Here is a 26,565-nt window from a genome sequence, read left to right as displayed (position 1 = left end):
GCATGGACGCTATGTTCCACACCCAGACGCTGCTGATCATCGCGGCCGGCGCGATCGCCACCTATCTCACGCGCATTGGCGGCTATGTCTTCATCACGCGCATGAAGCGCATTCCGCCGCGGGCCGAAGCGGCGCTGAACGCCGTTCCGGCTGCGGTCCTGACGACGCTGGTGGCGCCGGCCGCCGTGACTGGCGGCCTCGACGTCACCCTCACCATGGCGGTCGCCTTCCTCGTCGGCCTGCGCATCTCGCTGCTGCCGATGCTGGGCGTGGGCTGGATCGTCGTGATGATCCTGCGCCACGTCATCGGCTGATCGGAGCCGTCGCCTTTTCCAGCCATGCCTTCGTCGCGTCGTCCGAAAGGAGCGGCGCAATCTTTTCGCGCGTTTCGGCGTGATAGGCATTGAGCCAGGCGAGCTCCTCGTCCGTCATCAGCGCCGGCACGACGAGACGGCGGTCGATGGGGCAGAAGGTCAGTGTCCCGAAGCCGAGCATGTCGATATCGCCGCCCTCGACGGGCGCGGCCGGCAGGGTGTGGACGAGGTTCTCGATGCGGATGCCGAAGCTGCCGGGGCGATAGTAGCCCGGTTCGTTCGAGAGGATCATGCCGGGCAGCAACTCCTGTGTCGAAAGCCGCGAAATGCGCTGCGGGCCTTCATGCACCGAGAGATACGAGCCGACGCCATGGCCGGTGCCGTGCGCGAAGTCGGCGCCGGCCTTCCACAGGGCGATGCGGGCGAGGGGGTCGAGATCGCAGCCGCGCGTTCCCTTGGGAAAGCGGGCGGTGCTGATGGCGATCATGCCCTTGAGGACCAGCGTGAAGAAGCGCTTCTGCTCCTCCGGCACGGCGCCGATGGCGACCGTGCGGGTGATGTCCGTCGTGCCGTTGATATATTGCGCGCCGGAATCGATGAGGAAGAGCGTGCCCGGTTCGAGCGCCGCGTCGCTCGCCGTCGTCACGCGGTAATGCATGATGGCGGCATGCGCGCCGGCGCCGGAGATGGTGTCGAAGGAAATGTCCTTCAGCGGGTTCTGCTGGCGCTCGCCGACGCGGCGGCGTACCTCTTCCAGCTTCTTCGTGACGGCGATCTCGGTCTCGGTTCCCGGGGTCGTGCTGTCCAGCCAGGCGAGGAATTCCACCATGACCGCGCCGTCCTGGAGATGGGCGCGGGCGGAGCCCTGAAGCTCGACATCGTTCTTGCAGGCGCGGGGCAGGCGGGCCGGGTCGGCGGCCTCGACGAGCGTGCCGCCCTTGCTGCGGACGATCTCGGCCAGCGCGAAGGGGGCGTGGTCCGGGTCGATGAAGATGCGCTTGCCTTCCGCCGCCAGCGCCGCGATGCGTTCGTCGAACTGTGAGGGGGGCACGAGGTCGGCGAGCTGCGTGAGATAGGCTTCCTGCTCGATGCCGGTCTTGCGCTTGTCGAGGAAGAGCTGCGGACGGCCGTTCGCCGGGATGATGGCACGGGCCAGCGGGTGGGGCGTGTGCGGCACGTCGCTGCCGCGGATGTTGAAGATCCAGGCGATGGAGGAGGGGTCGGTGACGGCGAGGGCGTCCGCGCCGGCCTTCGCCGTCACCTCGGCCATCTTCACGAGCTTTTCCCTGGCGAGCTCCCCGGCATGGTCGATGGTCTGGATGGCGACGCGGCCGAGCGGTTCGCTCGGGCGGCCGGTCCAGATGCGATCGAGCGGGTTGTGCGGCAGGAGCACGAGCGCGCCGCCGAGGCCGGCAAGCGCCTTTTCCAGCCGGCGCACTTCCGCGCCGGTGTGCAGCCAGGGATCGATACCGAGGCGGAAGCCCTTCGGCGCATGGTTCTGCAGCCAGAGATTCGGCGGTTCGCCGACGAGGTCGCCGCCGGTGAAGACTGCGCCGTCCACCTGCTCGGCGAGCTGCGTGACATAGCGCCCGTCGACGAAGACCACGGCCTCGCCGCGCATGACGAGCGCGACGCCCGCCGAGCCGGTGAAGCCCGTCAGCCAGGACAGGCGCTCGGCGGAGGCCGGCACATATTCGCCCTGATATTCATCGGCGCGCGGCACGAGGAAGCCGTCGATGCCGAGCGTGTCGAAGGAGGCGCGCAGCGCGTCCGCGCGCTCGCGGCCGAACTGGGGCGTGGAGGTGACGTCGAAACTCTGGAACATGGGTGGCTTCCGGTGAGGCGATGAATCGTGCCGGCAATCTAACCGATCCCGGCAGGGAGGGAAACGCGGGCGGGAGCATACGGACGGATCGAGAGGTCTCAGATTGGACTTATGCGCTCCGCGCATGGCACCCATGACGCAAAAGGGACTATCTCTATTTTTTCTATCGATTATAAGCGGCGTCAACGAAGCGAACTTAAACGCGCTTCAAGCGAAACGAAGTGAAAGTTCCTCCAGTCCTTCGTGTCGCACATAGCTAGGTGTTCCGATCAGGCGTCTTGCCGGTCACTCCTCCTCCCTCCTCCGGGAAGGCGCTCGGAACACATAGGTCCGCTCGAGCACTCCTCCTCCTCAAGCTCGCGGGCAGGCCGGTTCGCCGGTCCATAGGCGGTGCCTCTGGCACCGCCTTTTATTTTGCCCGGATTTCCAGTCGACATCGCGCCATGGCCTCGGGGCGAGCCCGAGGGTGATGGAGATGGGGAGAGAGAAGCCTAGCGGCGATTGTCGAGGTGGATCGTCACCCAGCCTTCGCGCCAGATGGTCTTCACATGGCGCAGGCCCGCGCCGTTATAGGCGGCGAGCACCTTCCAGCGTTGCGAGGCGAGGATACCCGACAGGATGACGTCGCCGTTCGGGGCGAGCTGCGCCGCCAGTTGCGGGGCCATGCGCATCAGCGGGCGGGCGAGAATATTGGCGATGATCAGGTCGAACGGGCCGTGGCGACCGAAGGCGGTGGAGTGGAAGCCCGGCGCGGTTTCCAGCGCGATGCCCGAGGCAATACCGTTGAGGCGCACGTTCTCGCGCGCGACGCGGGTGGCGATGGGGTCGATGTCGGTCGCCAGCACCCGGATGGGGGCGAGCTTGCGCGCGGCGATCGCCAGCACGCCGCTGCCCGTTCCAAGGTCGAGCGCGCGCTTTACCCTGCGCTTGCGCATCACGTCGAAGATGACCTCCAGGCAGCCCGCCGTCGTGCCGTGGTGGCCGGTGCCGAAGGCCTGCCCGGCATCGATCTCGATGGATATCTCGCCGGCGCGCGCCGTGTCGCGATCATGCGAGCCGTGCACGACGAAGCGCCCTGCGCGCACGGGCTTCAGGCCCTCGAGCGACTTGGCGATCCAGTCGATATCGGGAAGAACCTCGCGCTGGATCTCGACGCCCGGGAAGTCGGCGGCGAGCAGGGCGGCGAAGCGTTCGTGGATCTCTGCCTCTTCCGGCCGGAACATGTAGATGGAGGCTTCCCAGACGTCGTTCTTCTCGTCGATCTCCATCGTGGCGATGGCGTAGCCCTCTTCCTCGAAGGCGTCGCTCATCAGCGAAAGCGCCGCTTCCGCCTTTTGCTCGGTGGTGCTGATATAGAGGCGGATTTCGCTCACGGGCCGGGTTCCTGTTGTTTCAGGTCCGCCTAGCATGTCCGAAAGCCGAGGGCAAAGGTGGATCGCCGGTAAGCGCGCTTATCCCTTGATCAGGTTGGCGAGCTTCTTTTCGGCGACGTCCGGGTTTTCGCCATAGGAGATCGTGCCGGTGAAGCGGCCGGTCGCGTCGAGCAGGAAGACAGAGGCCGTGTGGTCCATCGTGTAGTCGCCGTCCGGCTTTTCCTCGTCGAGCGGCACCTTGCGGTAATAGACGCGGAAGCCCTTGACCATGTCCAGCACCTTGGCCGGCGGGCCGGAAATGCCGGTGATGCGCTTGGAGACGTTGCCGACATACTGACCCATCAGCTCGGGCGTATCGCGCTCCGGGTCGACGGTGACGAAATAGGCCTGCAGCTTGCTGCCGTCCGGGTCCACCTTTTCGAGCCAGCCGTTGAGCTCGAAGAGCGTCGTCGGGCAGACTTCCGGGCAGTGGGTGAAGCCGAAGAAGAGGGCTGTCGGCTTGCCGGTGAAGGCCTTCTCGGTGATCGGCTTGCCGTCCTGGGCGACGAGTTCGAAGGGCACGCCGAAGGGGCCGCTCGCCACCTGGTCCTTGGAGCGGGTCATTTCCAGCGTGAACCAGCCGAGCAGGCCGGCGACGAGCGCGACGGCGATCCAGAGTACGAGGCGCAGGGTCTTCATGGCAGTCCTTCGGTGGGCTCCGGAGCATTTCCGCTTTTCTTCGAATCGCGAAAGCGCCCCAACTCTTTGTTTCGCCGCATTGTCCGGCGCCGAAGCGATCCCGCTTCGGCTGGAAATGCTCATGTCGGCAACGCCGCTCGCCCGGTGTCATAGTCCTTCGGCGCAGGGCGCGCAAACGCGCCAATTGCCGCAATGCCGGCAAAGCGGAAGGGCTCGCGCGATTGTGATCAGAAGCACCAGGACATGCCGGATTCGGCAAGGCTGAGGAAGATCGCCGTGCCGTGCTCCAGCCAGCCGGCAAAGGCCGCCGTCGCGACCATGACGGCGAGCCCGAGCGCGACCAGCGCGGCGGGAACGACGGTATATCGGCGGGCTGTCTTGTCCATGGCGGGACCATAGCACGGAACGGCCATGTTCGAAACCGCCCCGACCTGCCGTTACGTCAGGCGTTTCAATGTGCCGAAACCGGCCGGAATACCTCATTCTGCAAGGTTTCCTTAGGCATTGTTTAATCTCTCTTTGTCACCTTGCCATGACGCGCATCAGGCCCTCGGGCTCCGGGACATGACGTCCGCCGCACGCCGAACGGCGCGCCGCGCATCTCTCACAGTTCGCTCCCTCGTCGGGAAGAGGTCTTGTCCATGTCCAACGCCATCAAGCAGTCCGGCGCCTATCTCGAAATCGTTTCCTTCCATCTCGGCGAGCAGGAATTCTGCATCGACATCATGGCCATCCGCGAAATCCGCGGCTGGGCGCCGGTGACGCCGATGCCGCACACGCCGCCCTATGTGCTCGGCCTCATCAACCTGCGCGGCGCGGTGATCCCGGTCATCGACATGGCCTGCCGTCTAGGCATGAAGATGACCGAGCCGTCCGAGCGCTCCGCGATCATCGTCACGGATATCGCCGGCAAGCTGGTCGGCCTCCTCGTCGAGCAGGTCTCCGACATGATGACCATCAAGAGCGAAGCCCTGCAGCCGGCGCCGGAGATCATCCCGGAAGCCCAGCGCGCCTTCTGCCGCGGCATCGTGGCGCTGGAAAAGTCGATGGTCTGCTTCCTCAACCTCGACACCGTCATCGCCGACGAACTCGCCCAGGCCGCCTGAGGCCGAAGGCACCGGAATTTCAGCGAAAACGCCCGTCGTGTCCGCCGGGCGCTTTCGGCTGCGCACGTTCTCGTGAAAATCCATGAGGAACCAAACGAGACTCCTCCCGTTTTCTCCATGCTTCCGCAAATGAAAACAGTGGAGAATGACAATGAACAGGACAGTTACGATCGCCCTTGCCTCGCTTCTCGCCGTGTCGCCCGTCGCAGGCGTCGCCTATGCCCAGCAGGGCATGGATGCGGACAGGATGACCACCGGCTCGATCGGCACCGACAACGTGAGTGTCGTGCAGATGTCGACGCTGGAAATGGACCAGAGCCAGCGCGGCGAATTCGACCGCCTCTCTCACCGGATGAACGATCCGGCCTCGGTCGAGCGGGTGCAGGCCGAACTCCAGTCCAACCCGGACCTGACGGCGCTTCTTGCTTCCAAGAACGTCCAGCTCAACAATGTCGTCGAAATCAAAACGGCGGCCGACGGCAGCAAGATCGTCTATGTGAGGTAGATGCCTTGCCGTTTCGCGAACCGCGCCCCGAGCCAATCACGGCCGGGGCGTTTTTCATGGTTTGCCCCTGGTCCAGGTCACGGTCTCGCCATAGAGCGGGACGGTCGAAATCGACATCTTCGCCGAGCCGTTCACCACTTCGCGCGAATGGGCGAGGTAGATCAGCGTGTCGTTCTTTTTGTCGTAGACGCGCGTGACGATCAGCGATTTCCAGATCAGCGACAGGCCGGCCTTGAAGACCTCCTCGCCGCCGCGGGAAAGATCGATATCGTCGATGGTGATCGGACCGGTCTGCTGGCAGGAGATGGCGTTGTTCGACGGGTCCTCGAACCAGTTGCCCTTCTGCAGGCGGTCGATGACCGAGCGGTCGAAATAGGTGACGTGGCACGTCACGCCGGAGACCTTGGGATCGCTCACCGCATCGACATAGATATCGTTGCCGATCCAGTCGACGCCGACCTTGCCGACCGTATCTGCGGCGGCAGGAAGAGCGGCGACGGCCAGCAGGCCGGCGGTGAGAGTGGTGCGCAGGCAGGCAGGGGCGGAAGGCATGGGCATGGCAGGTCTCCTTGTTCCCGTGAAAGGTAGGGATAACCGACCGCTGCCCGCAAGGTGGCGCGTCAGGATTTTGCGGCGGCGATGGTCGCTCGGACGGCGTCCTTGTCCGTCAATGTCAGTTCGTATTCGCGGTCCTTCTCGGTGCCGCCCATGCCGACATGCGGATTGCGGAAGACCATGCCGCTCGGTACGGTCGTCAGCGCCGCGAAATGCATCTCGGCAAGGCCGGCCTCGTCGCGGACCTTGCGGATGTTGCCGGCGTCGAGCGCGCCGCAGCCCATAATGACGATACGGCCGGCGGCCTGCTCGACCGCGCTTCTCAGGATGGCAATGCCTTCGACGGCGGTGTCGCGCTGGCCGGAGGTCAGCACGCGGTCGATGCCGCAGCGGATCAGGGCCTCCAGCGCCTCGCCGGCATCCGCCGTCATGTCGAAGGCGCGATGGCAGGTGACGGACATGGGCCGTGCCGCCTCGACCAGCGCGCGGGTGCGTTCCTCATCGATCCGGCCGTCCGGCGTGAGGCAGCCGATCACGACGCCGGAGACGCCCTCGCTTTTCAGCGCCCTGATGTCCTCGACCATGGTCTCGAATTCGGTATCCGAATAGAGGAAGTCGCCGCCGCGCGGGCGGATGATGACGTGGACGGGAATGCGCGCGGCCTTTACGGCGGCGCGGATCGTGGCGAGGCTCGGGGTCAGGCCGCCCTCCATCAGGCTTGCGCAGAGCTCCACCCGGTCGGCGCCGGCCTCCTGGGCCGCGAGGAAACCGTCGATGCCTTCGACGCAGAGTTCGATGAGGGGCTTGGTCATGTAATCTGTCCGTGTTGTTCGTCAGGCTTCGCGCCAGACGGTTTTCAAAAGCCGCAGCCAGTTCTCGCGGCAGAGTTTCGCAAGGTCGTCCTCGCCGTAGCCGGCGGCGTGCAGCGCTTCAACCAGCGCCTGGTTGCCGGCCGCGTCGCCGATGGCGGCGGGGATCGTCGCGCCGTCGAAGTCCGAGCCGATCGCCACGCAATCGATGCCCATGCGCTCCACCATATGGTCGATATGGCGAACCATGTCGGAGAGCGGCGTGTCGGCATTCTCCATGCCGTCGGCGCGCAGCATCGTGGTCGCGTAGTTGAGGCCGGCAATGCCCTTGCGCTCGCGGATCGCATCGAGCTGGCGGTCGGTGAGGTTGCGCGAGATCGGCGTCAGCGCATGGGCGTTGGAATGGGTGGCGACGAGCGGCTGGCTGCTTTCGCGCGCCACGTCCCAGAAACCCTTTTCCGTGATGTGGGCGAGGTCGATCATGATGCCGAGCCGGTCGCATTCCTTCACCAGCGCGACGCCGGCCGGGGTGAGGCCGGGGCCGGTATCGGGCGAGGAGGGGAAGGCGAAGGGCACGCCATGGCCGAAGCGGTTGTGCCGGCTCCAGACCGGGCCGAGCGAGCGCAGGCCCGCGGCGTAAAGCGTCTCCAGTGTCGAGAGGTCCTCTGCGATCGGCTCGCAGCCTTCAATATGCAGCACGGTGGCGAAGCGGCGGGCCTCCATGGCGGCGCGGATATCGGCGGTGGAGCGGCAGATCGAAAGCGCGCCGGCGCGTTCCAGCCGGAAGGCGATGGCGGCCATTTCGAGCGCGGTGGCGAGCGCGGCGGGCTGTTCCAGCGGGCCGACCATCGGAATGCTGTAATGGCCGTTCGCGTCGACTTCACGCGCCGGATAGTCCTCGTTCGGCGGGATGAACATGGCGCAGAAGCCGCCGGCAAGGCCGCCCTTCAGGGCGCGCGGGGCGTCGATATGGCCCTTGTCGGTTCCGTGGGCGAATTCGGCGATGGGATCGATCCCCTCCCGCGCATGCTCCCAGAGCCGAAGGAGAACATCGTTGTGGCCGTCGAAGATCAATTGCATGTACCGCTCCCGGACAAATTCTATCCTGCTGGGCTCGGGTAGAGCCGATTCCGCCGCTGTCCGCAAGGAGAGCGGCGGGGCCGTCACGCATCAGGCATTGAAGACCGGAGTGCCGCCGATCCAGGTCGACAGGACGTTAACGCCGTCGTCGATGACCGCGAAATCGGCGTCGTGGCCATGGGTGAGGCGGCCCTTGCGGCCGGTCATGCCGATGGCCTCGGCGGGATAGAGCGAGGCCATGCGCAGGGCCTCTTCCATATCGATGCCCACGGTGTCGCGCATGTAGCGCACGCAGGAAGCCATATCGATGTCGGCGCCGGCGAGCGTGCCGTCGGCCAGCGTCAGGCGCCCGCCCTCGCGGAAGATCTCGCGGCCGTTCAGGAAGAAGCTCGTCATGTCCGTGCCGATGGGCGACATGGCGTCGGTGACGAGGAAGATGCGGCCGGGGCCGCGCTTCGCCCGGAGCGCCGCGCGGATGGCGACGGGGTGGACGTGGTAGCCGTCGGCGATCAGGCCGGCATTGACATGGCCGAGATCGAGCGCCGCGCCGACCATGCCGGGCTCGCGGTTGCCGAGCTGGCTCATGGCGTTGAAGAGATGCGTCATCATGTGCGCGCCCGCCTCGACGGCCGCCGCCGCCGTGGCATAGCTGCTGTCGGAATGGCCGAGGCTGACGGTGACGCCGGCCGCATGCAGCGCGGCGATCTGCTCGTTGGTCGCGTTTTCCGGCGCGAGCGTCATCAGCAGGGTATCGAGGCCCTTGCGGGCGGCGATGGTCCGCTCGAGGTCCGCCTGTTCCATCGGCCGGATGAGGGCCGGGTCGTGTGCGCCCTTGCGGGCGATGGAAAGATGCGGGCCTTCGAGATGCAGGCCGAGGAAGCCGGGCACGTCCGCTTCGCGCGCCGCAAGGCCGGCCGCGATGGTCTTCGCGGTCACCTCGCGGTTGTCGGTGATCAGCGTCGGCAGGAGGCCGGTGGTGCCGAACCGGGCATGGGCGGCGCACATGGTGCGGATGCCCTCGACATCGTGCTGCTCGTTGAGCAGCACGCCGCCGCCGCCATTGACCTGGAGATCGATGAAGCCGGGAACGAGCGAAAGCCCGTCCATCGGCACGATCCGGGCGTCGGCCGGCACGTCGCGCAGCGCGGCGATGGCGGCGACCTTGCCGCCCTCGACGATAAGCGCGCTGTCGTCATGCCACAGATTGCCGTCGAAGATCCGGGCTCCGGTAATGGCGGTGAGGGCTGTCATCGGGTTTCCGTCACTTTCTTGAGGTTGACCGGCTTGTCGGGGTCGAGGCCGCGCCCGCGCGACCAGGCTTCGACGAAGCCGTAGAAGGGAACGATCAACGCCAGCGCATCGGTGATTGGATGGCCCGTGGCGACGAAGGGCAGTTTTCGCGCGCTCTTGGCGCCGGCCGCGGTGATGCCGACATAGGCGCCGCGCTCGGCGAGGCTGTCGGCCATGCCGGTGACGGAGGCTTCGGCCGCATCGCGGGCGGCAAGGGCGATCACCGGGAAGGAGGGGCCGACGAGGGCGACGGGGCCGTGCAGTACTTCCGCCGAGGAATAGGCCTCGGCATGCATGCCCGAGGTTTCCTTGAACTTCAGCGCGGCCTCGCTCGCGATGGCAAGGCCCGGGCCGCGGCCGAGGACATAGAGCGACTGCGCGTCCTTGAGGTCGCCGGCAAGCTCGGACCAGTCGAGCGCGACGGCCTTGGCGAACTGTTCCGGCAGGTTCTTCACGGCGCGGTCGAGATCGGCGTCGCCCGTCCATTCGGCGAGTACGGCAAGGCCGGCGACGATGGAGTTCACATAGGACTTCGTCGCCGCGACGCTGATTTCCGGGCCGGCCGAAAGATCGAGCGAATGGGTGCAGGCATCGGCGAGCGGCGAGGGCAGCGTGTTGGTGAGCGCGATGGAGATCGCGCCGCCCTTCGTGGCGCCGTCGGCCATGGCGACGATGTCCGGGCTCTTGCCCGACTGGGAGATGGCGATGGCCGCGCCGCCGCCGAGCTTCAGCTTCGCGCTGTAGATCGAGGCGAGCGACGGGCCGAGGGAAGCGACCGGCCGGCCGGCGGTGAGTTCGATCGCATATTTCAGGAAGAGGGCCGCATGATCGGAGGAGCCGCGGGCGACCGTGACGAAGAACTGCGGATCGCGCTCGCGCAGCGCCTTGCCGGCAGCGGCGATGGCATCGGCGGAGCCGGCAAGCAGGCGGGCCGCCGCTTCTGGGATTTCATTGATCTCTTTTCGCATGTTGGTCTGCATGGAATTCCCTTTGCGATTGGACGCTCACGTGTCGGACAGCGTCAGTTCGGCGACGAAGTCGTAGGCGTCGCCGCGGTAGATGGAGCGGGTGAACTCGACGACCCGGCCGGTGCGCAGATAGGAGATGCGCTCGATGGAAAGGCCCGCCGCACCCGGCGGCACGCCGAGCATCGAGGCGTCCGGGTCCTTCATGTTGTAGGCGGAGATGCGCTGCACGGCGCGCACCGGGCGGCAGCCGCGCTTTTCCAGCGCGGCATAGAGCGAGCCCTGCACCTGCATGGGATCGGGCAGGAACTCGGCGGAGATGCAGGCGCGCTCGATGGCGAGCGGCATGTCGTCGGCAACGCGCAGGCGCCCGAGGCGGGCGACGAGCGCGTCGGCGGGCAGGCCGAGCATCATCATCTCGTCGGGCGAGGGGTGGAAGAGGCCACGGTCGATCCACTCGGCGCGCGTCGTCAGGCCGCGCCGCGCCATGTCCTCGGTAAAGGAGGTAAGGCGCGAGAGCGACTGCTGCACCTTGGAGACCGGCTTTGCGACGAAGGTGCCGGAGCCGTGGCGGCGGACCAGGAGGCCGTCCTTGACGAGATCGTCGACGGCCTTGCGCACGGTGACGCGGCTGACATTGGCATGGTCGGCAAGGTCGCGTTCCGCCGGCAGGGCATCGCCGTAATTCAGCTTGCCGGAGGTGATGGCGTCCTCCAGCGTCTGGCGGAGCTTCAGGTAGAGCGGACCGGGCACGCCCGATTGCAGGCTTTCCGGCGTCAGGATGGCGGAAAGGGGCGTGCTCATGCGGCCGCTCCCGCTCTTTGCCGGTAGCCCTTGGCGGCGAGCGCCACGGCGCCGGTCAGCGCATCGGCCTCGGCCTCGACGAGGATCGAGCGGTGCCGTTCGCACAACCATTCCGGATAGATCGGCGCAAGGCCGCCGAGCAGGCAGAGGCGCTGTTCGCCGGCAAGCGCCATGATGGCGTCGAGGGATTCGTTCACCGTCGCCGCGCCCGCCTTGACGATGGCGATCGCCTGGGTGTCGCCCCGGCGGGCATGATCGAAGAGGACGGGGGCGAAGCGGCCGAAGTCGCCGGGCTTGGAGAGGCGCGCGAATTCGACGATGCCGCGCGGATCGCCCTTGAATTCCTCCAGGATGGCGTCCGTGACGCCCGAGCGCGGATGCACGCCGTCATGGGCGAGCAGCGCCTCCTGGAGAAGCGCATGGCCGAGCCGCGCGCCGCCGCCGAGATCGCCGACGGTGAAGCCCCAGCCGCCGATATAGCGGACGGTGTTGTTCCGGCGCGCCATATAGATGGAGCCGGTGCCGAGGATCGCCACCGCGCCGTCGCCGTCGCCGATCGCGCCCTGCAGGGCGATCAGGCCGTCGCTGTCGATGTCGGTGTGGCGGAAGGGCAGGCGGTCGTGCACGTAGCGGGTAAGGTCGCCGACATTGGTGCCGGCAAGGCCGAGAAAGGCCGAGGCGCCATTGACGCCGGCTTCGTCGAGCCCGGCGTCGCGATAGGCGGCTTTCGCCGCTTCCGTGATGGAGATGATCGCGTTGTTGGGATCGGTCAGGATATTGGCCGCCCCGCTCTTGCCGCGACCGAGGATGATGCCGTCCGGCCGCGCCACCGCTGCGCGGCAGCTCGTTCCCCCACCGTCGATACCGAGAATATAGTCAGTCATGGGCACCTCCGAGCACAACGATACCAAAAAAATACCATTAACCAAGGGGTATGGTGGTATCGAAAATCAGCTTTTGTATAACTAGTTGATTTTTATAGATTAAAATATTTGAGGTCAAAAAAGTGGTCTCATAAATTAATTTCCTATGGACAATTGGTATTTTTTTGGCATTAATTTCGGCCAGAGGAGAAACGACATGGCCGCAGGCAGGACCGAGGGCAGGCATGATCAGGCGAACGGGCTGGACGAACGTCAGCCCGTGGACGCGCTGCAAGTGCTTGCGGATGGGCAGAAGGCCGCGGCCGCCGTCGTCGATGCCGCGCTTGCCGATATCGCCGCAGCCGCCCGCCTTGCCGCCGATGCGCTTCTTTCCGGCGGCCGCCTCGTCTATGCCGGCGCCGGCAGTTCCGGCCTCATGGCCATGGCGGATGCGCTCGAGCTTCCCGGCACCTACGGCATCGCGCATGACCGCATCGTCATCCTGCTCGCCGGCGGTGCCGCGAGCCTCGTCGACCTTGCCGGCGGCTATGAAGACGACCGCGACCTTGCCGTGAACGATGCCGTTTCCGCCGGCGTCGATGCGAAGGACTGCGTGATCTGCGTTTCCGCGAGCGGCAGCACGCCCTATGCGCTGGCGATGGCCGCCCATGCGAAAGAGAAGGGCGCCCGCGTCGTCGCGATGGCCAACAATCCGGGCGCGCCGCTCTTTAAGGGCGCCGATGTCTCCATTCTTCTGCAGACCCCGCCGGAGGTGATTTCCGGCTCGACGCGCATGGGCGCCGGCACGGCGCAGAAGATCGCCTTCAACCTGTTCTCGACGCTGGTCGGCATCCATCTCGGCCATGTCCATGACGGGCACATGGTCAATCTCAAGGCCGACAACATCAAATTGAAAGGACGCGCCTGCCGCATCGTTTCCGACATTTCGGGTGTCGGGCTCGACGAGGCGGAGCGCCTTCTTGCGCGCTCCGGGGGCTCGGTCAAGGCGGCCGTGCTTCTGGCTGCGGGGGCGGAGGATCCCGGCGCCGCACAGGCGGCGTTGGAGCGTTCGGGGCAGAGCCTTCGCCGCGCCCTCAATTCCATCGGATAAACTGGTCTCAAAACGCGCTACGGCGCATAAAAGGGGAGAATGCAATGACACGCAACGCTATCAAAGGTCTGCTTCTTGCCACGAGCATCCTCGGCACGGCCGGGATCGCTCAGGCGGCGGACGTCACGCTGACGGTCGAAAGCTGGCGCAACGACGACCTCGCCATCTGGCAGGAAAAGATCATCCCGGCCTTCGAAGCGAAGAACCCGGGCATCAAGGTCGTCTTCGCGCCGACCGCGCCGACCGAGTACAACGCCGCGCTCAACGCCAAGCTGGACGCCGGCTCGGCGGGCGACCTCATCACCTGCCGTCCGTTCGACGCCTCGCTCGAACTCTTCAACAAGGGTCATCTGACCGCCCTCAACGATCTGCCGGGCATGGAGAACTTCTCCGACGTCGCCAAGTCGGCTTGGACGACGGACGACGGCTCCAAGACCTTCTGCGTGCCGATGGCCTCGGTCATCCACGGCTTCATCTACAACAAGGACGCCTTCGAGCAGCTCGGCATCACGCCGCCGGCCACGGAAGCCGAATTCTTCGCCATGCTCGACAAGATCAAGGCGGACGGCAACTACATCCCGATGGCCATGGGCACGAAGGACCTCTGGGAAGCCGCGACCATGGGCTACCAGAACATCGGCCCGACCTACTGGAAGGGTGAGGAAGGCCGCAAGGCGCTGATCAAGGGCGAGCAGAAGCTGACCGACGAAGGCTGGGTCGAGCCCTACCGCGTCCTCGCCAAGTGGAAGGACTATCTCGGCGACGGCTTCGAGGCGCAGACCTATCCGGACAGCCAGAACCTCTTCACGCTCGGCCGCGCCGCCATCTATCCGGCCGGCTCGTGGGAAATCGGCCTGTTCAACACGCAGGCGCAGTTCAAGATGGGCGCCTTCCCGCCGCCGGTGAAGAATGCCGGCGACACCTGCTACATCTCGGACCACAACGACATCGGCATCGGCCTCAATGCCAAGAGCCCGAATGCGGACGCCGCCAAGAAGTTCCTGACCTTCGTCTCCTCGCCGGAATTCGCCGACATCTACGCCAACTCGCTGCCGGGCTTCTTCAGCCTGAACTCGACGGCCGTGAAGATGGCCGACCCGCTGGCGCAGGAATTCGTCTCCTGGCGTGAAAAGTGCAAGCCGACGATCCGCTCGACCTACCAGATCCTGTCGCGCGGCACGCCGAACCTCGAAAACGAGACCTGGACGGAATCGGCCAACGTCATCAACGGCACCGACACGCCGGAAGTGGCCGCCGAAAAGCTCCAGAAGGGCCTCGACAGCTGGTACAAGCCGGCGAAGTAAGCCTCGCGCTTCGGCTGCCGGACTTTGCTTGAGGAGCGGGCTTTCCCGCTCCGGCCCTCTCCCCACTCATGCGCGGGGGGAGGGACCCGGGCGGCGCGGCTGACTATTGCAGACGCGCCTGCCGCATCGCCTCTTCGTCCCGGTGGACAGAGGCCGCCGAAGGGCAGATTGGGGCAGCGACCCCGTCACTATCGTGTATGCTGAACTTGTCATGTGCGGCCGGGCTGCCGCGCACGGCGTTCGCGCATGCAAAAACCGAACGAACAACAACCGGAGGGGCAAGCTGGGCCATGAGCGACATACCTTCTTCCCGTGATGCAGCAGAGCCGATCAAGCGCCCCATGCGCTGGCATATCGGCGTTTTCCTGCTGCCCGCCTTCATCGTCTATTCGGCGGTCATGATCCTGCCGCTGATCGAGACGCTGCGCCTGTCCCTGTTCAACGTCGTGGACGGTCAATCGACCTTCGTCGGCCTTGGCAACTTCAAGGTCCTGTTCGGCGACGAGCGCTGGGCGGCGGACTTCTGGAACGCGCTCAGGAACAACTTCGTCTTCTTCGTCATCCACATGCTGGTGCAGAACCCGATCGGCGTGGCGCTCGCGGCCATGCTGTCGCTGCCCAAGCTGCGCTTCGCCGCCTTCTACCGCACGGCGATCTTCCTGCCGACGCTGCTCTCCTTCGTGATCGTCGGCTTCATCTGGAAGCTGATCCTTTCGCCGATCTGGGGCGTTTCGCCCTATCTCATGGATCTCGTCGGCCTGAAGTCGCTGTTCTCGCCCTGGCTCGGCAAGCCCGGCTCGGCGCTGATCGCCGTGTCGCTGATCTCCGTCTGGCAATATGTCGGCATTCCGATGATGCTGATCTATGCGGCGCTGCTGAACATCCCGGAAGAGGTGGTCGAAGCGGCCGAATGCGACGGCGTGACGGGCTGGAGCCAGTTCTGGAAGATCAAGCTGCCGCTGATCATGCCGGCCATCGGCATCATCTCGATCCTCACCTTCGTCGGCAATTTCAACGCCTTCGACCTCGTCTACACCGTGCAGGGCGCGCTGGCCGGGCCGGACAAGTCCACCGACATCCTCGGCACGCTGCTCTACCGCACCTTCTTCGGCTTCCAGCTCCAGCTCGGCGACCGTTCGATGGGCGCGACGATCGCGACGGTCATGTTCCTCATCATCCTCGCCGGTGTCTCGCTGTATCTCTTCGTGATCCAGCGGCGCATGCGTCGCTACCAGTTCTGACCGGAGGGCCCGACATGTCCAACAAGGCACGCACCTCGCTCGCCCGCTCGTCCTTCGTTCACCTCGCCCTGATCGCCTATGCGGTGGTCTCGGTCTTCCCGGTGTTCCTGACGCTCATCAATTCGATGAAGGATCGCAACGCGATCTTCCGCAACCCGATGCAGCTTCCGACCACCAAGACCTTCGACCTCGTCGGCTACTACACGGTGCTGGGGCAGGGGGATTTCGCCACCTACTTCCAGAACAGCTTCATCGTCACGGTGGTCGCCATCGCCCTGGTGCTGCTGTTCGGTGCCATGGCTGCCTTCGCCCTTTCGGAATACCGCTTCCGCGGCAACACGATGATGGGCCTCTATCTCGCCATCGGCATCATGATCCCGATCCGCCTCGGCACGGTCGCGATCCTGCAGGGCATGGTGGCGACGGGCCTCGTCAACACGCTGACGGCGCTGATCCTGGTCTATACGGCGCAGGGCATCCCGCTCGCCGTGTTCATCCTGTCGGAATTCATGCGGACCGTCTCCGACGACCTCAAGAATGCCGGGCGCATCGACGGGCTTTCGGAATATGCGATCTTCTTCCGCCTCGTGCTGCCGCTGGTGCGGCCGGCCATGGCCACAGTCGCCGTCTTCACGATGATCCCGATCTGGAACGACCTGTGGTTCCCGCTGATCCTGGCGCCGAGCGAGGCGACCAAGACGGTGACGCTGGGCTCGCAGATCTTCATCGGCCAGTTCGTCACCAACTGGAACGCAGTGCTCGCGGCGCTGTCGCTGGCGATCTTCCCCGTCCTCGTCCTCTACCTCGTCTTCTCGCGGCAACTGATCCGCGGCATCACTTCGGGAGCTGTAAAGTGAACTCTGCCATGACCCCCATCCGTGTCCTTTCCGCCGGTCTCGGCAACATGGGCAGGAGCCATGCGCTCGCCTATCACGAAAATCCGGGCTTTACGATCGTCGGTCTCGTCAACCGCTCGAAGGTCGCCGTTCCGGAAGGCCTCGAAGGCTACGAGATCCTGCCGTCCTTCCCGGAGGCGCTGAAGGAGTTGAAGCCGGAGCTCTGCTCGATCAACACCTATTCGGACAGCCATGCCGAATTCGCCATCGCGGCGATGGAAGCGGGCGCCCATGTCTTCGTGGAAAAGCCGCTGGCCACCACGGTCGCCGATGCCGAGCGGGTCGTCGCCTGTGCCCGCGCCAACGGCCGCAAGCTGATCGTCGGCTACATCCTGCGCCATCATCCCTCGTGGATGCGGCTCATCGACGAGGCGCGCAAGCTCGGCGGGCCTTACGTCTTCCGCATGAACCTGAACCAGCAGTCGAGCGGGCCGACCTGGGCGACCCACAAGGCGCTGATGCAGACCACGCCGCCCATCGTCGACTGCGGCGTGCACTATGTCGACGTGATGTGCCAGATCACCGACGCCAAGCCCGTCGAAGTGCGCGGCATGGGCCTGCGCCTGTCGAACGAGATTGCGCCGGACATGTACAATTACGGCCATCTCCAGGTGCTGTTCGACGACGGTTCGCTCGGCTGGTACGAGGCGGGCTGGGGCCCGATGATCTCGGAAACGGCCTTCTTCGTGAAGGACGTCATGTCGCCGAACGGCTCGGTCTCCATCGTCATGGACCCGAACGCCAAGTCGGATGACATCGACACGCACACCAAGACGGCGGTCATCCGCCTTCACAATGCGGCGACCGGGCCGGACGGGAAGTTCCTGTCGCCGGACGAGGACCTGAAGATGGCGGGCGAGCCCGGCCATCAGGAACTGTGCGACCGCGAGCAGGCCTTCGTGCTGAAGGCAATCCGTGAGGACATCGATCTTTCACGGCACATGGACGATGCGGTGCAGTCGCTTAGGATCTGCCTCGCCGCCGACGAAAGTGTCAGAACCGGTCAGACGGTCAAGCTCTAAAGGGGATATCGGGTGGGCTCTCTTCAACTCAAATCCGTACGCAAGTCCTTCGGCAATGTCGATGTGATCAAGGGCATCGACCTTGACGTGAAGGACGGCGAATTCGTCATCTTCGTCGGGCCCTCGGGCTGCGGCAAGTCCACGCTGCTGCGCATTATCGCCGGCCTCGAGGACGCGACGTCCGGCTCGATCACCATCGACGGGACGGAAGTGGCGACGGTGCCGCCGGCCAAGCGCGGCATCGCCATGGTGTTCCAGTCCTACGCGCTTTATCCGCACCTGTCGGTCAAGGACAATATGGGTCTTGGCCTCAAGCAGGCCGGCACGCCGAAGCCCGAAATCGACAAGCGCGTCGACAAGGCCTCGGCCATGCTGTCGCTGGAGAAATATCTCGCCCGGCGCCCGGCGGAGCTTTCCGGCGGCCAGCGCCAGCGCGTCGCCATTGGCCGCGCCATCGTGCGCGAACCGAAGCTCTTCCTCTTCGACGAGCCGCTGTCGAACCTCGACGCGGCGCTGCGCGTCAACACGCGTCTGGAGATCGCAAGGCTGCACCGCGAACTGAAGGCCACGATGATCTACGTCACGCACGACCAGGTCGAGGCGATGACGCTGGCCGACAAGATCGTCGTTCTGGATGCGGGCGTGATCCAGCAGGTCGGTTCGCCGATGGAACTCTACAACCGTCCGGCCAACCTCTTCGTCGCCGGCTTCATCGGCTCGCCGGGCATGAACTTCATCGATGCGGCGCGCCTCGGTGTCGCGGGCGCGAAAACTGTCGGGGTGCGCCCGGAGCACATCACGCTGTCGCGCGAGAGCGGCGAATGGCAGGGCAAGGTCGTGCATGTCGAGCATCTCGGCGCCGATACGATCGTCTACCTCGAATCGGAAAAGGTGGGTGCGCTTACGGCACGGCTGTTCGGCGAGCATCACTATGCGGTGGACGACGTGGTCTTCGCGACGCCCGCGGCGGGTCAGACGCATCGTTTCGATGCGGATGGCCGAGCGATACGTTGAGGACCCTCATCACAATTTTGTGATGAGGGTGGATTGCTGCCTTTCTCGCGGCTATCCTCAGTTGTCAAAAGACAGAAACTAACATACAGCCTTGTTTGTATGTTGCGATGCGGTGATCCTGCGGTCACCGCATCTTCATGTTTTCAGCTCCTTGCCGGCCTTCTGCCGACATCGCCTATGGAAGAACCCATGCGTTTTACGAGACCGATTTCGATTGCGACCTTTGGCGCCCTCATGATCCTCGCCGGCTGTAAGGACGAACAGGCGCCGCAGGGAGCAGGGGGCTTCCCGCCGCCGCAGGTGGCCACCATCACCGTCAAGGCGGAAGACGTGCCGATCACCAACGACCTGCCGGGCCGCATCGCGGCGACGCGCACGGCCGAAGTTCGTCCGCGCGCGACGGGCATCGTCATCGAGCGCGTCTTCGAGCAGGGCTCGCTGGTCAAGGAAGGCGACGTGCTCTACCGCATCGACCCGGCGCCGTTCCAGGTGCAGGTCGAAAGCGCCGAGGCGACGTTGCGCCGCGCCAAGGCCGTACAGGCCCAGGCGAAGAACGACACCGTTCGCCAGGAACAGCTCCGGAAGTCCAACGTCGCTTCCGCACAGGCTTATGACGACGCCGTCGCCAAGCTGGCGCAGGCCGATGCCGATGTCGCGATCGCGGAAGCCGGTCTCGCGACGGCCAAGCTCAATCTCGAATATACCGAAGTGAAGGCGCCGATCAGCGGCCGAATCGGCCGCGCGCTCATCACCGAAGGCGCGCTGGTCTCGGCCAACGGCACGGAGAACCTGGCGACCATCCAGCAGCTCGATCCGGTCTATGCCGACTTCACCCAGTCGGCGACCGACCTCATCCGCCTGCGCAAGGCGCTGCAGGACGGCGACCTGATGGCCGACAACAATTCGGCCGACGTCACGCTGATGCTCGACGACGGTTCGACCTATGCGCAGCCGGGCAAGCTGCTGTTCTCCGAAGCGGCCGTCGACGAATCGACCGGCCAGGTGACGCTGCGCGGCGAATTCCCGAATCCCGATGGCGACCTCCTGCCGGGCATGTATGTGCGCGTGCAGATCGAGCAGGGCATCGAGAGGGGCGCCGTTCTCGTGCCGCAGCAGGCCGTGCAGCGCGACGCCTCGGGCAGCGCGCTCGTCTATGTCGTTTCCGCCGACAACAAGGCCGGTCCGCGTCCGGTTCACGTCGGCCGTGCCGCCGGCACGCGCTGGGTTATCACCGAGGGCCTGAAGGACGGCGAGAAGATCATCGTCGAGGGCTTCCAGAAGGTCCAGCCGGGCGCTGAAGTCGTGCCGTCCGAATGGGACCCGAATGCTGTCGCCAACGCTGCCAAGACGCCCGCCGAAGGCGGCGCTTCGGAAGCCGGCAAGGATGCCAAGACCGAGGGTGCTGCCCCGGCAGGCGAGGCAGGCAAGGCTGAGGGCGGCGAAGGTGCCGCCAAGACCGGCGATGCCGGCAAGGCCGAAGGCGGCGATGCCGCCAAGACCGAGCAGGCAAAGTAAGGATCCGGACTATGCCCAGTTTCTTTATCGACAGGCCGATTTTCGCCTGGGTCGTCGCGATCTTCATCATGATCGCCGGCGCCATCTCCATACCGCTCCTGCCGATCGCGCAATATCCGAACGTCGCCCCGCCGCAGATCTCGGTCTCGACGACCTATTCCGGCGCGTCCTCGCAGGACACCTACCAGAGCGTCACCAAGCTCATCGAGGATGAGCTGAACGGCGTCGACGGTCTGCTCTACTTCGAATCGACCTCCAGTGCCGCCGGTTCGGCCGAAATCAACATCACCTTCGCGCCGGGCACCGATCCGAGCCAGGCCTCGGTCGACGTGCAGAACCGCGTCAGCCGCGTCGAGCCGCGTCTTCCCGATTCGGTTCGCCGCCAGGGCGTGCAGGTCGAAGAAGCCGGCTCCGGCTTCCTGCTGATCGTCTCGCTTACCTCCACCGACGGCTCGATGGACGCCATCAGCCTCGGCGACTACCTGAACCGCAACATCCTGTCGGAAATCCAGCGCGTGCCCGGCGTCGGCCGTGCGCAGCTCTTCGCGACCCAGCGCTCCATGCGCGTCTGGCTCGATCCGGCCAAGATGCTGGGCCTCAACCTGACGGCCGCGGACGTCACCGCCGCCGTGCAGGCGCAGAACGCGCAGATCGCAGCCGGCAGCATCGGTGCCCAGCCGAACCCGATCACCCAGCAGATCGCAGCTCCCGTCAACATCAAGGGCCAGCTCACGACGCCGGAAGAATTCGGCGCCATCGTGCTGCGCGCCAATGCGGACGGTTCGGCCGTGCGCCTGCGCGACGTGGCGCGTGTCGAAGTGGGCGGCGAGACCTATTCGTTCTCGACGCGCCTCAACGGCCAGCCTTCCGCCGCCATCGGCGTGCAGCTTTCGCCGAGCGGCAACGCCATGGCGACGTCCGAGGCGATCAAGGCGCGCATGGATGAACTGGCGAAGTTCTTCCCGCCGGGCATCGAATATTCGATCCCCTACGACACGTCGCCCTTCGTGAAGGTGTCGATCGAGAAGGTTCTGCATACGCTGCTCGAAGCCGTCGGCCTCGTGTTCCTCGTGATGTTCCTGTTCCTGCAGAACATCCGCTACACGATCATCCCGACGCTCGTCGTTCCGGTCGCGCTGCTCGGCACCTGTGCCGTCATGCTCGCCATGGGATTCTCGATCAACGTCCTGACCATGTTCGCCATGGTGCTCGCCATCGGCATTCTCGTGGACGATGCGATCATCGTCGTGGAGAACGTCGAGCGCATCATGTCGGAAGAGGGGCTGCCTCCCAAGGAAGCGACCCGCAAGGCGATGAAGCAGATCACCGGCGCCGTCATCGGCATCACGCTGGTGCTCGCCTCGGTGTTCATTCCGATGGGCTTCTTCCCCGGTGCGGTCGGCGTCATCTACCAGCAGTTCTCGCTGACGATGGTCGTCTCGATCCTCTTCTCGGCCTTCCTCGCCTTGTCGCTGACCCCGGCGCTCGCCGGCAGCTTCCTCAAGCAGGTTCCGAAGGGACACCATCACGAGAAGCGTGGCTTCTTCGGCTGGTTCAACCGCAGCTTCGACCGCAGCTCGAGAGGCTATAGCGGCACGGTCGGCTGGCTGGTCCGCAAGGCGGGCCGCGTGATGGTGATCTATCTCGCGATCCTCGCCGGCCTCGGCTACATGTTCATGAAGCTGCCGTCCTCGTTCCTGCCGGACGAAGACCAGGGCTTCGTGATCGTCATGATGCAGCTTCCCTCTGAAGCCACCGGCCACCGCACGGACGAAGTGCTCTCGCAGACCGAGAAGATCTTCGGCAAGGAGCCGGCGGTCGACACTATCGTCGGCATCAATGGCTTCTCGTTCTTCGGCGCTGGCCAGAATGCAGGTCTTGCCTTCGTGACGCTGAAGGACTGGAGCGTGCGCGGACCGGACGATTCTGCCCAGTCGATCGCAGGGCGCGCCAGCATGGCGATGAGCCAGATCAAGGATGCGATCAGCTTCGCGCTGTCGCCGCCGCCGATCCAGGGCCTCGGCACGACGGGCGGCTTCTCCTTCCGTCTCCAGGACCGCGGCGGCCTCGGCCAGCAGGCCCTTTCGGCCGCGACGGCCCAGCTCCTCGATCTTGCCGGCAAGAGCAACGTCATCACGGGCGTGCGCGTTGACGGCATGCCGGACGCCGCGCAGGTCAACATCGTGATCGACCGCGAGAAGGCCAACACCTTCGGCGTGACCTTCGCGGACATCAACACGACGATCTCGACCAATCTGGGCTCGACCTACGTCAATGACTTCCCGAACGCGGGACGCATGCAGCGCGTGACGGTCCAGGCGGACCAGAACGAACGCATGCAGATCGCCGACCTCCTCAACCTCAACGTCCGCAATTCCAAGGGCGGGATGGTTCCGATCTCGGCATTCGCGACCGCCGAATGGGTGAAGGCGCCGACGCAGACCGTGGGCTATAACGGCTATCCGTCGATCCGCATCAGCGGCGACACCAAGCCGGGCTTCTCCTCGGGCGATGCCATCACCGAGATGGAGCGGCTTGCCGCCCAGCTGCCGCCGGGCTTCGGCTACGAGTGGACGGGGCAGTCGCTGCAGGAAATCCAATCGGGTTCGCAGGCGCCGATCCTCGTCGGTCTCTCCATCCTCCTGGTGTTCCTGTGCCTTGCGGCGCTCTATGAGAGCTGGTCGATCCCGTTCGCGGTCATCCTCGTCGTGCCGCTCGGCGTCATCGGCGCGGTCATCGCAGTGACGCTCCGCGACATGTCGAACGACGTGTACTTCAAGGTGGGCCTCATCGCGATCATCGGCCTTTCGGCGAAGAACGCGATCCTGATCATCGAGTTCGCCAAGGAACTGATGGCGGACGGCCGGTCGCTGATCGAGGCGACCATCGAGGCCTGCCACCTGCGCTTCCGCCCGATCCTGATGACCTCGCTCGCCTTCACGCTCGGCGTTCTGCCGCTCGCCATCGCGACGGGCGCCAGCGCGGGCAGCCAGCGGGCCATCGGCACCGGCGTCATGGGCGGCATGATCACCGCCACGGTGCTCGCCATCTTCTTCGTGCCGGTCTTCTTCGTCTTCGTGATGAAGCTGTTCGGCTACGGGAAGAAGAAAGAGGAGCCGGCTCCGGCCGCAAGCCCGGCGGAGTAGGCCGCCATGCGCCGGACCAAGGCGGAGGCCAAGGAAACCCGCCAGCAGATCCTGCTGGCGGCCGAGAAGGTCTTCTACGAAAAAGGTGTCGCCCATGCCTCCATGGAGGATGTGGCGCGCGCCGCGGGGGTCACCCGCGGCGCCATCTACTGGCACTTCGCCAACCGGGCGGACCTCGTGCTGGAACTCTACGATTCGCTTCCCCTGCCGCAGGAAGACCTGATCGCCCGCGAGCTGGAGGCGGAGAATGTCGACGTGCTCGCCGTTCTGGAGCGGGTCGGCAAGGAATGGCTGGAGCTGCTGGCCGCCGACGAGCATCGCCAGCGCATCCTGTCGATCCTCCTGCGTTGTGACGCCACCGGCGAATTCGCCCGCATCTCCGAGCGCCAGAACGATATCGACGACGAGCACATGCAGACGCTGGAAACGGCCTTCGCCAAGGCTGAGCGGCAGGGCCAGCTCTGCGCCTGCTGGACGCCCCGCTCCGCCGCATCCATGCTGCGCTGGGTCCTCAAGGGGCTCTGTTCGGAATGGCTGCTGTTCGGCCGCAGGTTCGACATCGCAGGCGAGGGGACGGAGGCCCTGCGCCGCCTTTTCCGCACCTATGGCTCGCACGCGCCCTCCAGCTGAGCGGCGCCCGCTGCCGGCCTGTCGCAGAAGGTTCTTGACAGCGGGGCGCATTGTCCCGCTCTTCTGCGCACAAGCGAGGCAGGGTGACGGCGAAGATGCGGGCAGGCGGGGCTGAACAGGGCTCGGGCGAAGGCGAGAAACGGGTACGCAAGGCCCCAAAGGCGACGCGCCGGCAGCAGCTCATCGAGGCGACGATCGATTCGCTTGCCAAGCGCGGATATTCCGACACGACGCTTGCCGACGTCGCCGATGGCGCCGGCCTTTCCCGCGGCATCGTGAACTTCCATTTCGAGAGCAAGGAAAACCTGCTCGTCGCCACGCTGCAGTTCATGTCCGAGGAATATTCGGACCATTGGAACGCGGCGCTGGAAAAGGCGGGAGAGAGCCCGGCGGCCCGGATCTGGGCGCTCGTCCACGCCGATTTCGACCGCAGGATCTGCACGAGACGCAAGCTGGCGGCCTGGTGCGCCTTCTGGGGCGAGGCGAAGTCGCGGCCGACCTATCAGGCGCTCTGCGGCGCGCGCGACGTCAAGTATCAGGAGACGGTGATCTCGCTCTGCGCGGGCCTCAAGGCGGAGGGCGGCTACGCCTTCCAGCCGGAAGCGGTCGCGCTCGCTCTTTGCACCCTGCTGGAAGGCCTGTGGCTGCGCCTGACGATGGGCGACGGCACCACGCGGGAAAAGGCGCTGGAGGCGGCTGTCTCCTTCCTCTCCACCGCCTTTCCGAACCATATCACCCCGCAGGGACCGCGGTCGGAATAGGCATGCGCCCATACCTTTGCTAAAACCCCGGCCTTCGCGAAAACCCCGGTCGCGGCGCAACCGGGGCATGGCGATTCCGTCGATGAGGCCGGCGCTTAGCGGCAGACCCTCACGCGCTTGATGATGACATGGCCCCACTTGTTGTAGCGCTTGACCTTCTTCCAATGGCAGTGGCGATGGTGATGGCCGTAATAGTGCGAGACATGGCGGTGATGGCCGCCCCAGCCGTGGCCATAGCCGCCGCCATAGGAACCGGCGGCCTGCGAGGGAGCGGCGAAGGAGAGCGCTGCGGCGATGGCGATCACGGCTGGCAGGATGAACTTGCGCATTTCAATATCCTCTCTTCAGGTTAAAGGATGAACCATTCATCCGATGGCATTCTCGCAGGCAAGACGCCGCAGGGTTGTTCCGTCGGGAACATGTTTGCCGTCACCCTTCCGGTCCCTGTCGGACGAGAAATGCATCACGCATGATGCGCGGAAAGAGCGTGCGTTCTTCAAAAAACGGTGATCGCCACGAATAGTCGCCCGGTTGTGAACGTCTGTCCTGCTGCCTCTCCGATTGCGGGACGGGTAGATCGTTTCCCGGCCGGCGGGGGGATCACGCGACATGGGTTTCAAGGATATTTTCAGCGCCTGGCGCAACCGGAATGCCGCCCGCCCGACCGGCATTGGGGGAGAAGAGCCGCTGTCGCTGGAAGGCAGCCTCGTCCGCGATTACGACCTCTATCTCGTCGAGCTTCACGACGAATTGCCGGACCTCGTTCCGCAGCGCGATGCGATGCGCGCCGCATGGGGACGGGGGGATTTCGAGGCCTATCGTCAGGCATTCGAGACGGCGCGGGCGAGCGGCACCATCGCTGCGAACGGCAAGCCGCTCTATGCGCTCGTCAGGGACTGGTTCCTGGAGCCCTTTCCGGGCCTGCCGGACGATGCGGACGCCGCGCCGCCGCAGGGCGACGTGCTGGCGCCTTTCCGGGCGTTCTTCGAGCGCAGTCCCTCGGCCTTTTCCGCCGCGACCTATGCCGATGCGCTACGCACCGCCGCCTTCATGCGGCGCGGCACGGCCTGGGGGCACGAGGTGACGGCCGACCAGTGGAAGGGCTTCGAAGCGCTGCTGAAGGAGGCGGATGCGGTTCTCGACAGCCATGCCGATCCGAAGGATTTCAGCTGGCGCATGAGCGATTATCGCCGCTCGGCGAACGAGGGCAATTTCGAGACGTTCAAGGCGCGCTTCGAGCGGGCATGGCTGCTCGACCGCTACAATATCGACCTCTGCCGCGCCCATGCCCGCATGATCCTGCCGCGCTGGCTGGGTCGGAACGCGCGGGACCTCGAGGATTTCGCCCGGCGGGCGGCGGAACTGACCGGCGACCGCTTCGGCCTCGGCTTCTATGCGCTGATCCATCAGACGAACACGGATGTCGGCGACCACCAGCTTGCCGATACGCTGTGCGATCCCGCCCTCGTCAAGCAGGGGTTCGAGGACCTTCTCGCGCGCTTCCCGGCGCCGAGCGTGATGAACCTCTATGCCGACATGCTGGAATGGATGGGCGACACGGAGGCGCTGGCCGACCTCCTCGAAACGCGCTTCCGCGTGATGGTGCCGCAGATCTGGTACGGCGAAACACGCAGCGACAAGATCTCCTACCTTTTCGCCACCTTGCTGGAGGCGGCCGAGGTGCTGGACGAACGGCGCGCGGCGCGGCGCTAGGGACGGGCTGGCGCTGCATGCCTCTGCCTGCTAGCTCTAGCGGCA

General features: G+C 65.4%; 26 protein-coding genes. 14 read left to right on the top strand and 12 right to left on the bottom strand.

What is annotated here, in order from left to right:
* Positions 1–2: 2 nt before the first annotated feature.
* A complete protein-coding gene (locus ACZ48C_RS09575; protein ID WP_424549612.1) occupies positions 3–314 on the top strand; it encodes an AzlD family protein in 312 nt (103 codons plus the stop codon).
* Here ACZ48C_RS09575 and ACZ48C_RS09570 read toward each other — a convergent pair.
* The 4 genes from ACZ48C_RS09570 to ACZ48C_RS09555 form a co-directional block, all read right to left on the bottom strand.
* Positions 304–2,139 (bottom strand): aminopeptidase P family protein, encoded by a 1,836-nt coding sequence (locus tag ACZ48C_RS09570; protein WP_464780954.1) that lies wholly within the window; start codon positions 2,137–2,139, stop codon positions 304–306. The genes ACZ48C_RS09575 and ACZ48C_RS09570 overlap by 11 nt on opposite strands.
* 491 nt (positions 2,140–2,630) lie before the next feature.
* Positions 2,631–3,512: a 50S ribosomal protein L11 methyltransferase gene (locus tag ACZ48C_RS09565; RefSeq protein ID WP_464780953.1), complete on the bottom strand. Its 882-nt coding sequence runs from the start codon at positions 3,510–3,512 to the stop codon at positions 2,631–2,633.
* A gap of 78 nt (positions 3,513–3,590) precedes the next feature.
* Positions 3,591–4,190 carry an SCO family protein gene (locus tag ACZ48C_RS09560; protein ID WP_464780952.1) on the bottom strand — a complete coding sequence of 200 codons (600 nt, stop codon included), beginning with the start codon at positions 4,188–4,190 and terminating at the stop codon, positions 3,591–3,593.
* 227 nt (positions 4,191–4,417) lie between these two features.
* On the bottom strand, positions 4,418–4,576 hold the full coding sequence (locus tag ACZ48C_RS09555) for a hypothetical protein (RefSeq protein WP_162911309.1): 159 nt from the start codon (positions 4,574–4,576) through the stop codon (positions 4,418–4,420).
* Positions 4,577–4,831: 255 nt separating this feature from the next.
* On the opposite strand from ACZ48C_RS09555, the gene ACZ48C_RS09550 reads away from it, so the two are divergent.
* Both ACZ48C_RS09550 and ACZ48C_RS09545 read left to right on the top strand, forming a co-directional pair.
* Positions 4,832–5,296, top strand: a complete 465-nt coding sequence (locus ACZ48C_RS09550) for a chemotaxis protein CheW (protein WP_117366518.1) — start codon at positions 4,832–4,834, stop codon at positions 5,294–5,296.
* A 151-nt stretch (positions 5,297–5,447) separates the two neighbouring features.
* Positions 5,448–5,801: a hypothetical protein gene (locus ACZ48C_RS09545; RefSeq protein WP_119256011.1), complete on the top strand. Its 354-nt coding sequence runs from the start codon at positions 5,448–5,450 to the stop codon at positions 5,799–5,801.
* A gap of 54 nt (positions 5,802–5,855) precedes the next feature.
* On the opposite strand, the gene ACZ48C_RS09540 is transcribed toward ACZ48C_RS09545, so the two are convergent.
* The 7 genes from ACZ48C_RS09540 to ACZ48C_RS09510 form a co-directional block, all read right to left on the bottom strand.
* Positions 5,856–6,353: a CreA family protein gene (locus ACZ48C_RS09540; RefSeq protein WP_464782801.1), complete on the bottom strand. Its 498-nt coding sequence runs from the start codon at positions 6,351–6,353 to the stop codon at positions 5,856–5,858.
* A gap of 68 nt (positions 6,354–6,421) precedes the next feature.
* Positions 6,422–7,168, bottom strand: coding sequence for a copper homeostasis protein CutC (locus ACZ48C_RS09535; RefSeq protein WP_318909338.1), 747 nt, complete (start codon positions 7,166–7,168; stop codon positions 6,422–6,424).
* A 21-nt stretch (positions 7,169–7,189) separates the two neighbouring features.
* Complete coding sequence (locus ACZ48C_RS09530) at positions 7,190–8,245, bottom strand: dipeptidase (RefSeq protein WP_464780951.1); 1,056 nt, start codon at positions 8,243–8,245, stop codon at positions 7,190–7,192.
* A gap of 90 nt (positions 8,246–8,335) precedes the next feature.
* Positions 8,336–9,496 (bottom strand): N-acetylglucosamine-6-phosphate deacetylase, encoded by a 1,161-nt coding sequence (nagA, locus tag ACZ48C_RS09525; protein WP_464780950.1) that lies wholly within the window; start codon positions 9,494–9,496, stop codon positions 8,336–8,338.
* Complete coding sequence (locus ACZ48C_RS09520) at positions 9,493–10,515, bottom strand: SIS domain-containing protein (protein WP_464780949.1); 1,023 nt, start codon at positions 10,513–10,515, stop codon at positions 9,493–9,495. Before ACZ48C_RS09520 ends, nagA begins: the two co-directional genes overlap by 4 nt.
* 24 nt (positions 10,516–10,539) lie before the next feature.
* On the bottom strand, positions 10,540–11,304 hold the full coding sequence (locus ACZ48C_RS09515; protein WP_119256016.1) for a GntR family transcriptional regulator: 765 nt from the start codon (positions 11,302–11,304) through the stop codon (positions 10,540–10,542).
* On the bottom strand, positions 11,301–12,188 hold the full coding sequence (locus ACZ48C_RS09510) for a glucosamine kinase nucleotide-binding domain-containing protein (protein ID WP_464780948.1): 888 nt from the start codon (positions 12,186–12,188) through the stop codon (positions 11,301–11,303). Before ACZ48C_RS09510 ends, ACZ48C_RS09515 begins: the two co-directional genes overlap by 4 nt.
* A 196-nt stretch (positions 12,189–12,384) precedes the next feature.
* Between ACZ48C_RS09510 and ACZ48C_RS09505 the strand changes: the two genes are divergently transcribed.
* The 10 genes from ACZ48C_RS09505 to ACZ48C_RS09460 all read left to right on the top strand — a co-directional run bounded on the left by ACZ48C_RS09505 (position 12,385) and on the right by ACZ48C_RS09460 (position 24,807).
* Entirely contained in the window at positions 12,385–13,278 is an 894-nt protein-coding gene (locus ACZ48C_RS09505) for an N-acetylmuramic acid 6-phosphate etherase (RefSeq protein ID WP_464780947.1), read from the top strand.
* Positions 13,279–13,322: 44 nt separating this feature from the next.
* Positions 13,323–14,582 (top strand): ABC transporter substrate-binding protein, encoded by a 1,260-nt coding sequence (locus ACZ48C_RS09500; RefSeq protein ID WP_119256019.1) that lies wholly within the window; start codon positions 13,323–13,325, stop codon positions 14,580–14,582.
* Positions 14,583–14,872: 290 nt separating this feature from the next.
* A complete protein-coding gene (locus ACZ48C_RS09495; RefSeq protein ID WP_119256020.1) occupies positions 14,873–15,823 on the top strand; it encodes a carbohydrate ABC transporter permease in 951 nt (316 codons plus the stop codon).
* Between the two features lie 14 nt (positions 15,824–15,837).
* Entirely contained in the window at positions 15,838–16,680 is an 843-nt protein-coding gene (locus tag ACZ48C_RS09490; RefSeq protein ID WP_119256021.1) for a carbohydrate ABC transporter permease, read from the top strand.
* A complete protein-coding gene (locus ACZ48C_RS09485) occupies positions 16,677–17,741 on the top strand; it encodes a Gfo/Idh/MocA family protein (RefSeq protein WP_119256022.1) in 1,065 nt (354 codons plus the stop codon). Before ACZ48C_RS09490 ends, ACZ48C_RS09485 begins: the two co-directional genes overlap by 4 nt.
* A gap of 12 nt (positions 17,742–17,753) precedes the next feature.
* The gene (locus ACZ48C_RS09480; protein ID WP_119256023.1) at positions 17,754–18,755 is read left to right on the top strand and encodes an ABC transporter ATP-binding protein; all 1,002 of its coding nucleotides are present in this window, start codon (positions 17,754–17,756) and stop codon (positions 18,753–18,755) included.
* Positions 18,756–18,944: 189 nt separating this feature from the next.
* Positions 18,945–20,270, top strand: coding sequence for an efflux RND transporter periplasmic adaptor subunit (locus tag ACZ48C_RS09475; protein WP_464780946.1), 1,326 nt, complete (start codon positions 18,945–18,947; stop codon positions 20,268–20,270).
* An 11-nt stretch (positions 20,271–20,281) separates the two neighbouring features.
* The gene (locus ACZ48C_RS09470) at positions 20,282–23,416 is read left to right on the top strand and encodes an efflux RND transporter permease subunit (RefSeq protein ID WP_119256025.1); all 3,135 of its coding nucleotides are present in this window, start codon (positions 20,282–20,284) and stop codon (positions 23,414–23,416) included.
* 6 nt (positions 23,417–23,422) lie between these two features.
* Complete coding sequence (locus tag ACZ48C_RS09465; protein WP_464780945.1) at positions 23,423–24,046, top strand: TetR family transcriptional regulator; 624 nt, start codon at positions 23,423–23,425, stop codon at positions 24,044–24,046.
* Positions 24,047–24,141: 95 nt separating this feature from the next.
* Entirely contained in the window at positions 24,142–24,807 is a 666-nt protein-coding gene (locus tag ACZ48C_RS09460) for a TetR family transcriptional regulator C-terminal domain-containing protein (protein ID WP_464782800.1), read from the top strand.
* A gap of 95 nt (positions 24,808–24,902) precedes the next feature.
* On the opposite strand, the gene ACZ48C_RS09455 is transcribed toward ACZ48C_RS09460, so the two are convergent.
* Positions 24,903–25,136, bottom strand: coding sequence for a hypothetical protein (locus tag ACZ48C_RS09455; RefSeq protein WP_464780944.1), 234 nt, complete (start codon positions 25,134–25,136; stop codon positions 24,903–24,905).
* A 280-nt stretch (positions 25,137–25,416) separates the two neighbouring features.
* Here ACZ48C_RS09455 and ACZ48C_RS09450 point away from each other — a divergent pair, with 280 nt between their 5' ends.
* Positions 25,417–26,520, top strand: coding sequence for a hypothetical protein (locus tag ACZ48C_RS09450; RefSeq protein ID WP_464780943.1), 1,104 nt, complete (start codon positions 25,417–25,419; stop codon positions 26,518–26,520).
* Positions 26,521–26,565 lie beyond the last annotated feature (45 nt).

It is taken from the genome of Shinella sp. 1A1, assembly GCF_055379515.1.
The sequence above is the reverse complement of the archived record's forward strand: the minus strand, read 5'-3'. Positions and strand labels throughout refer to the sequence as shown.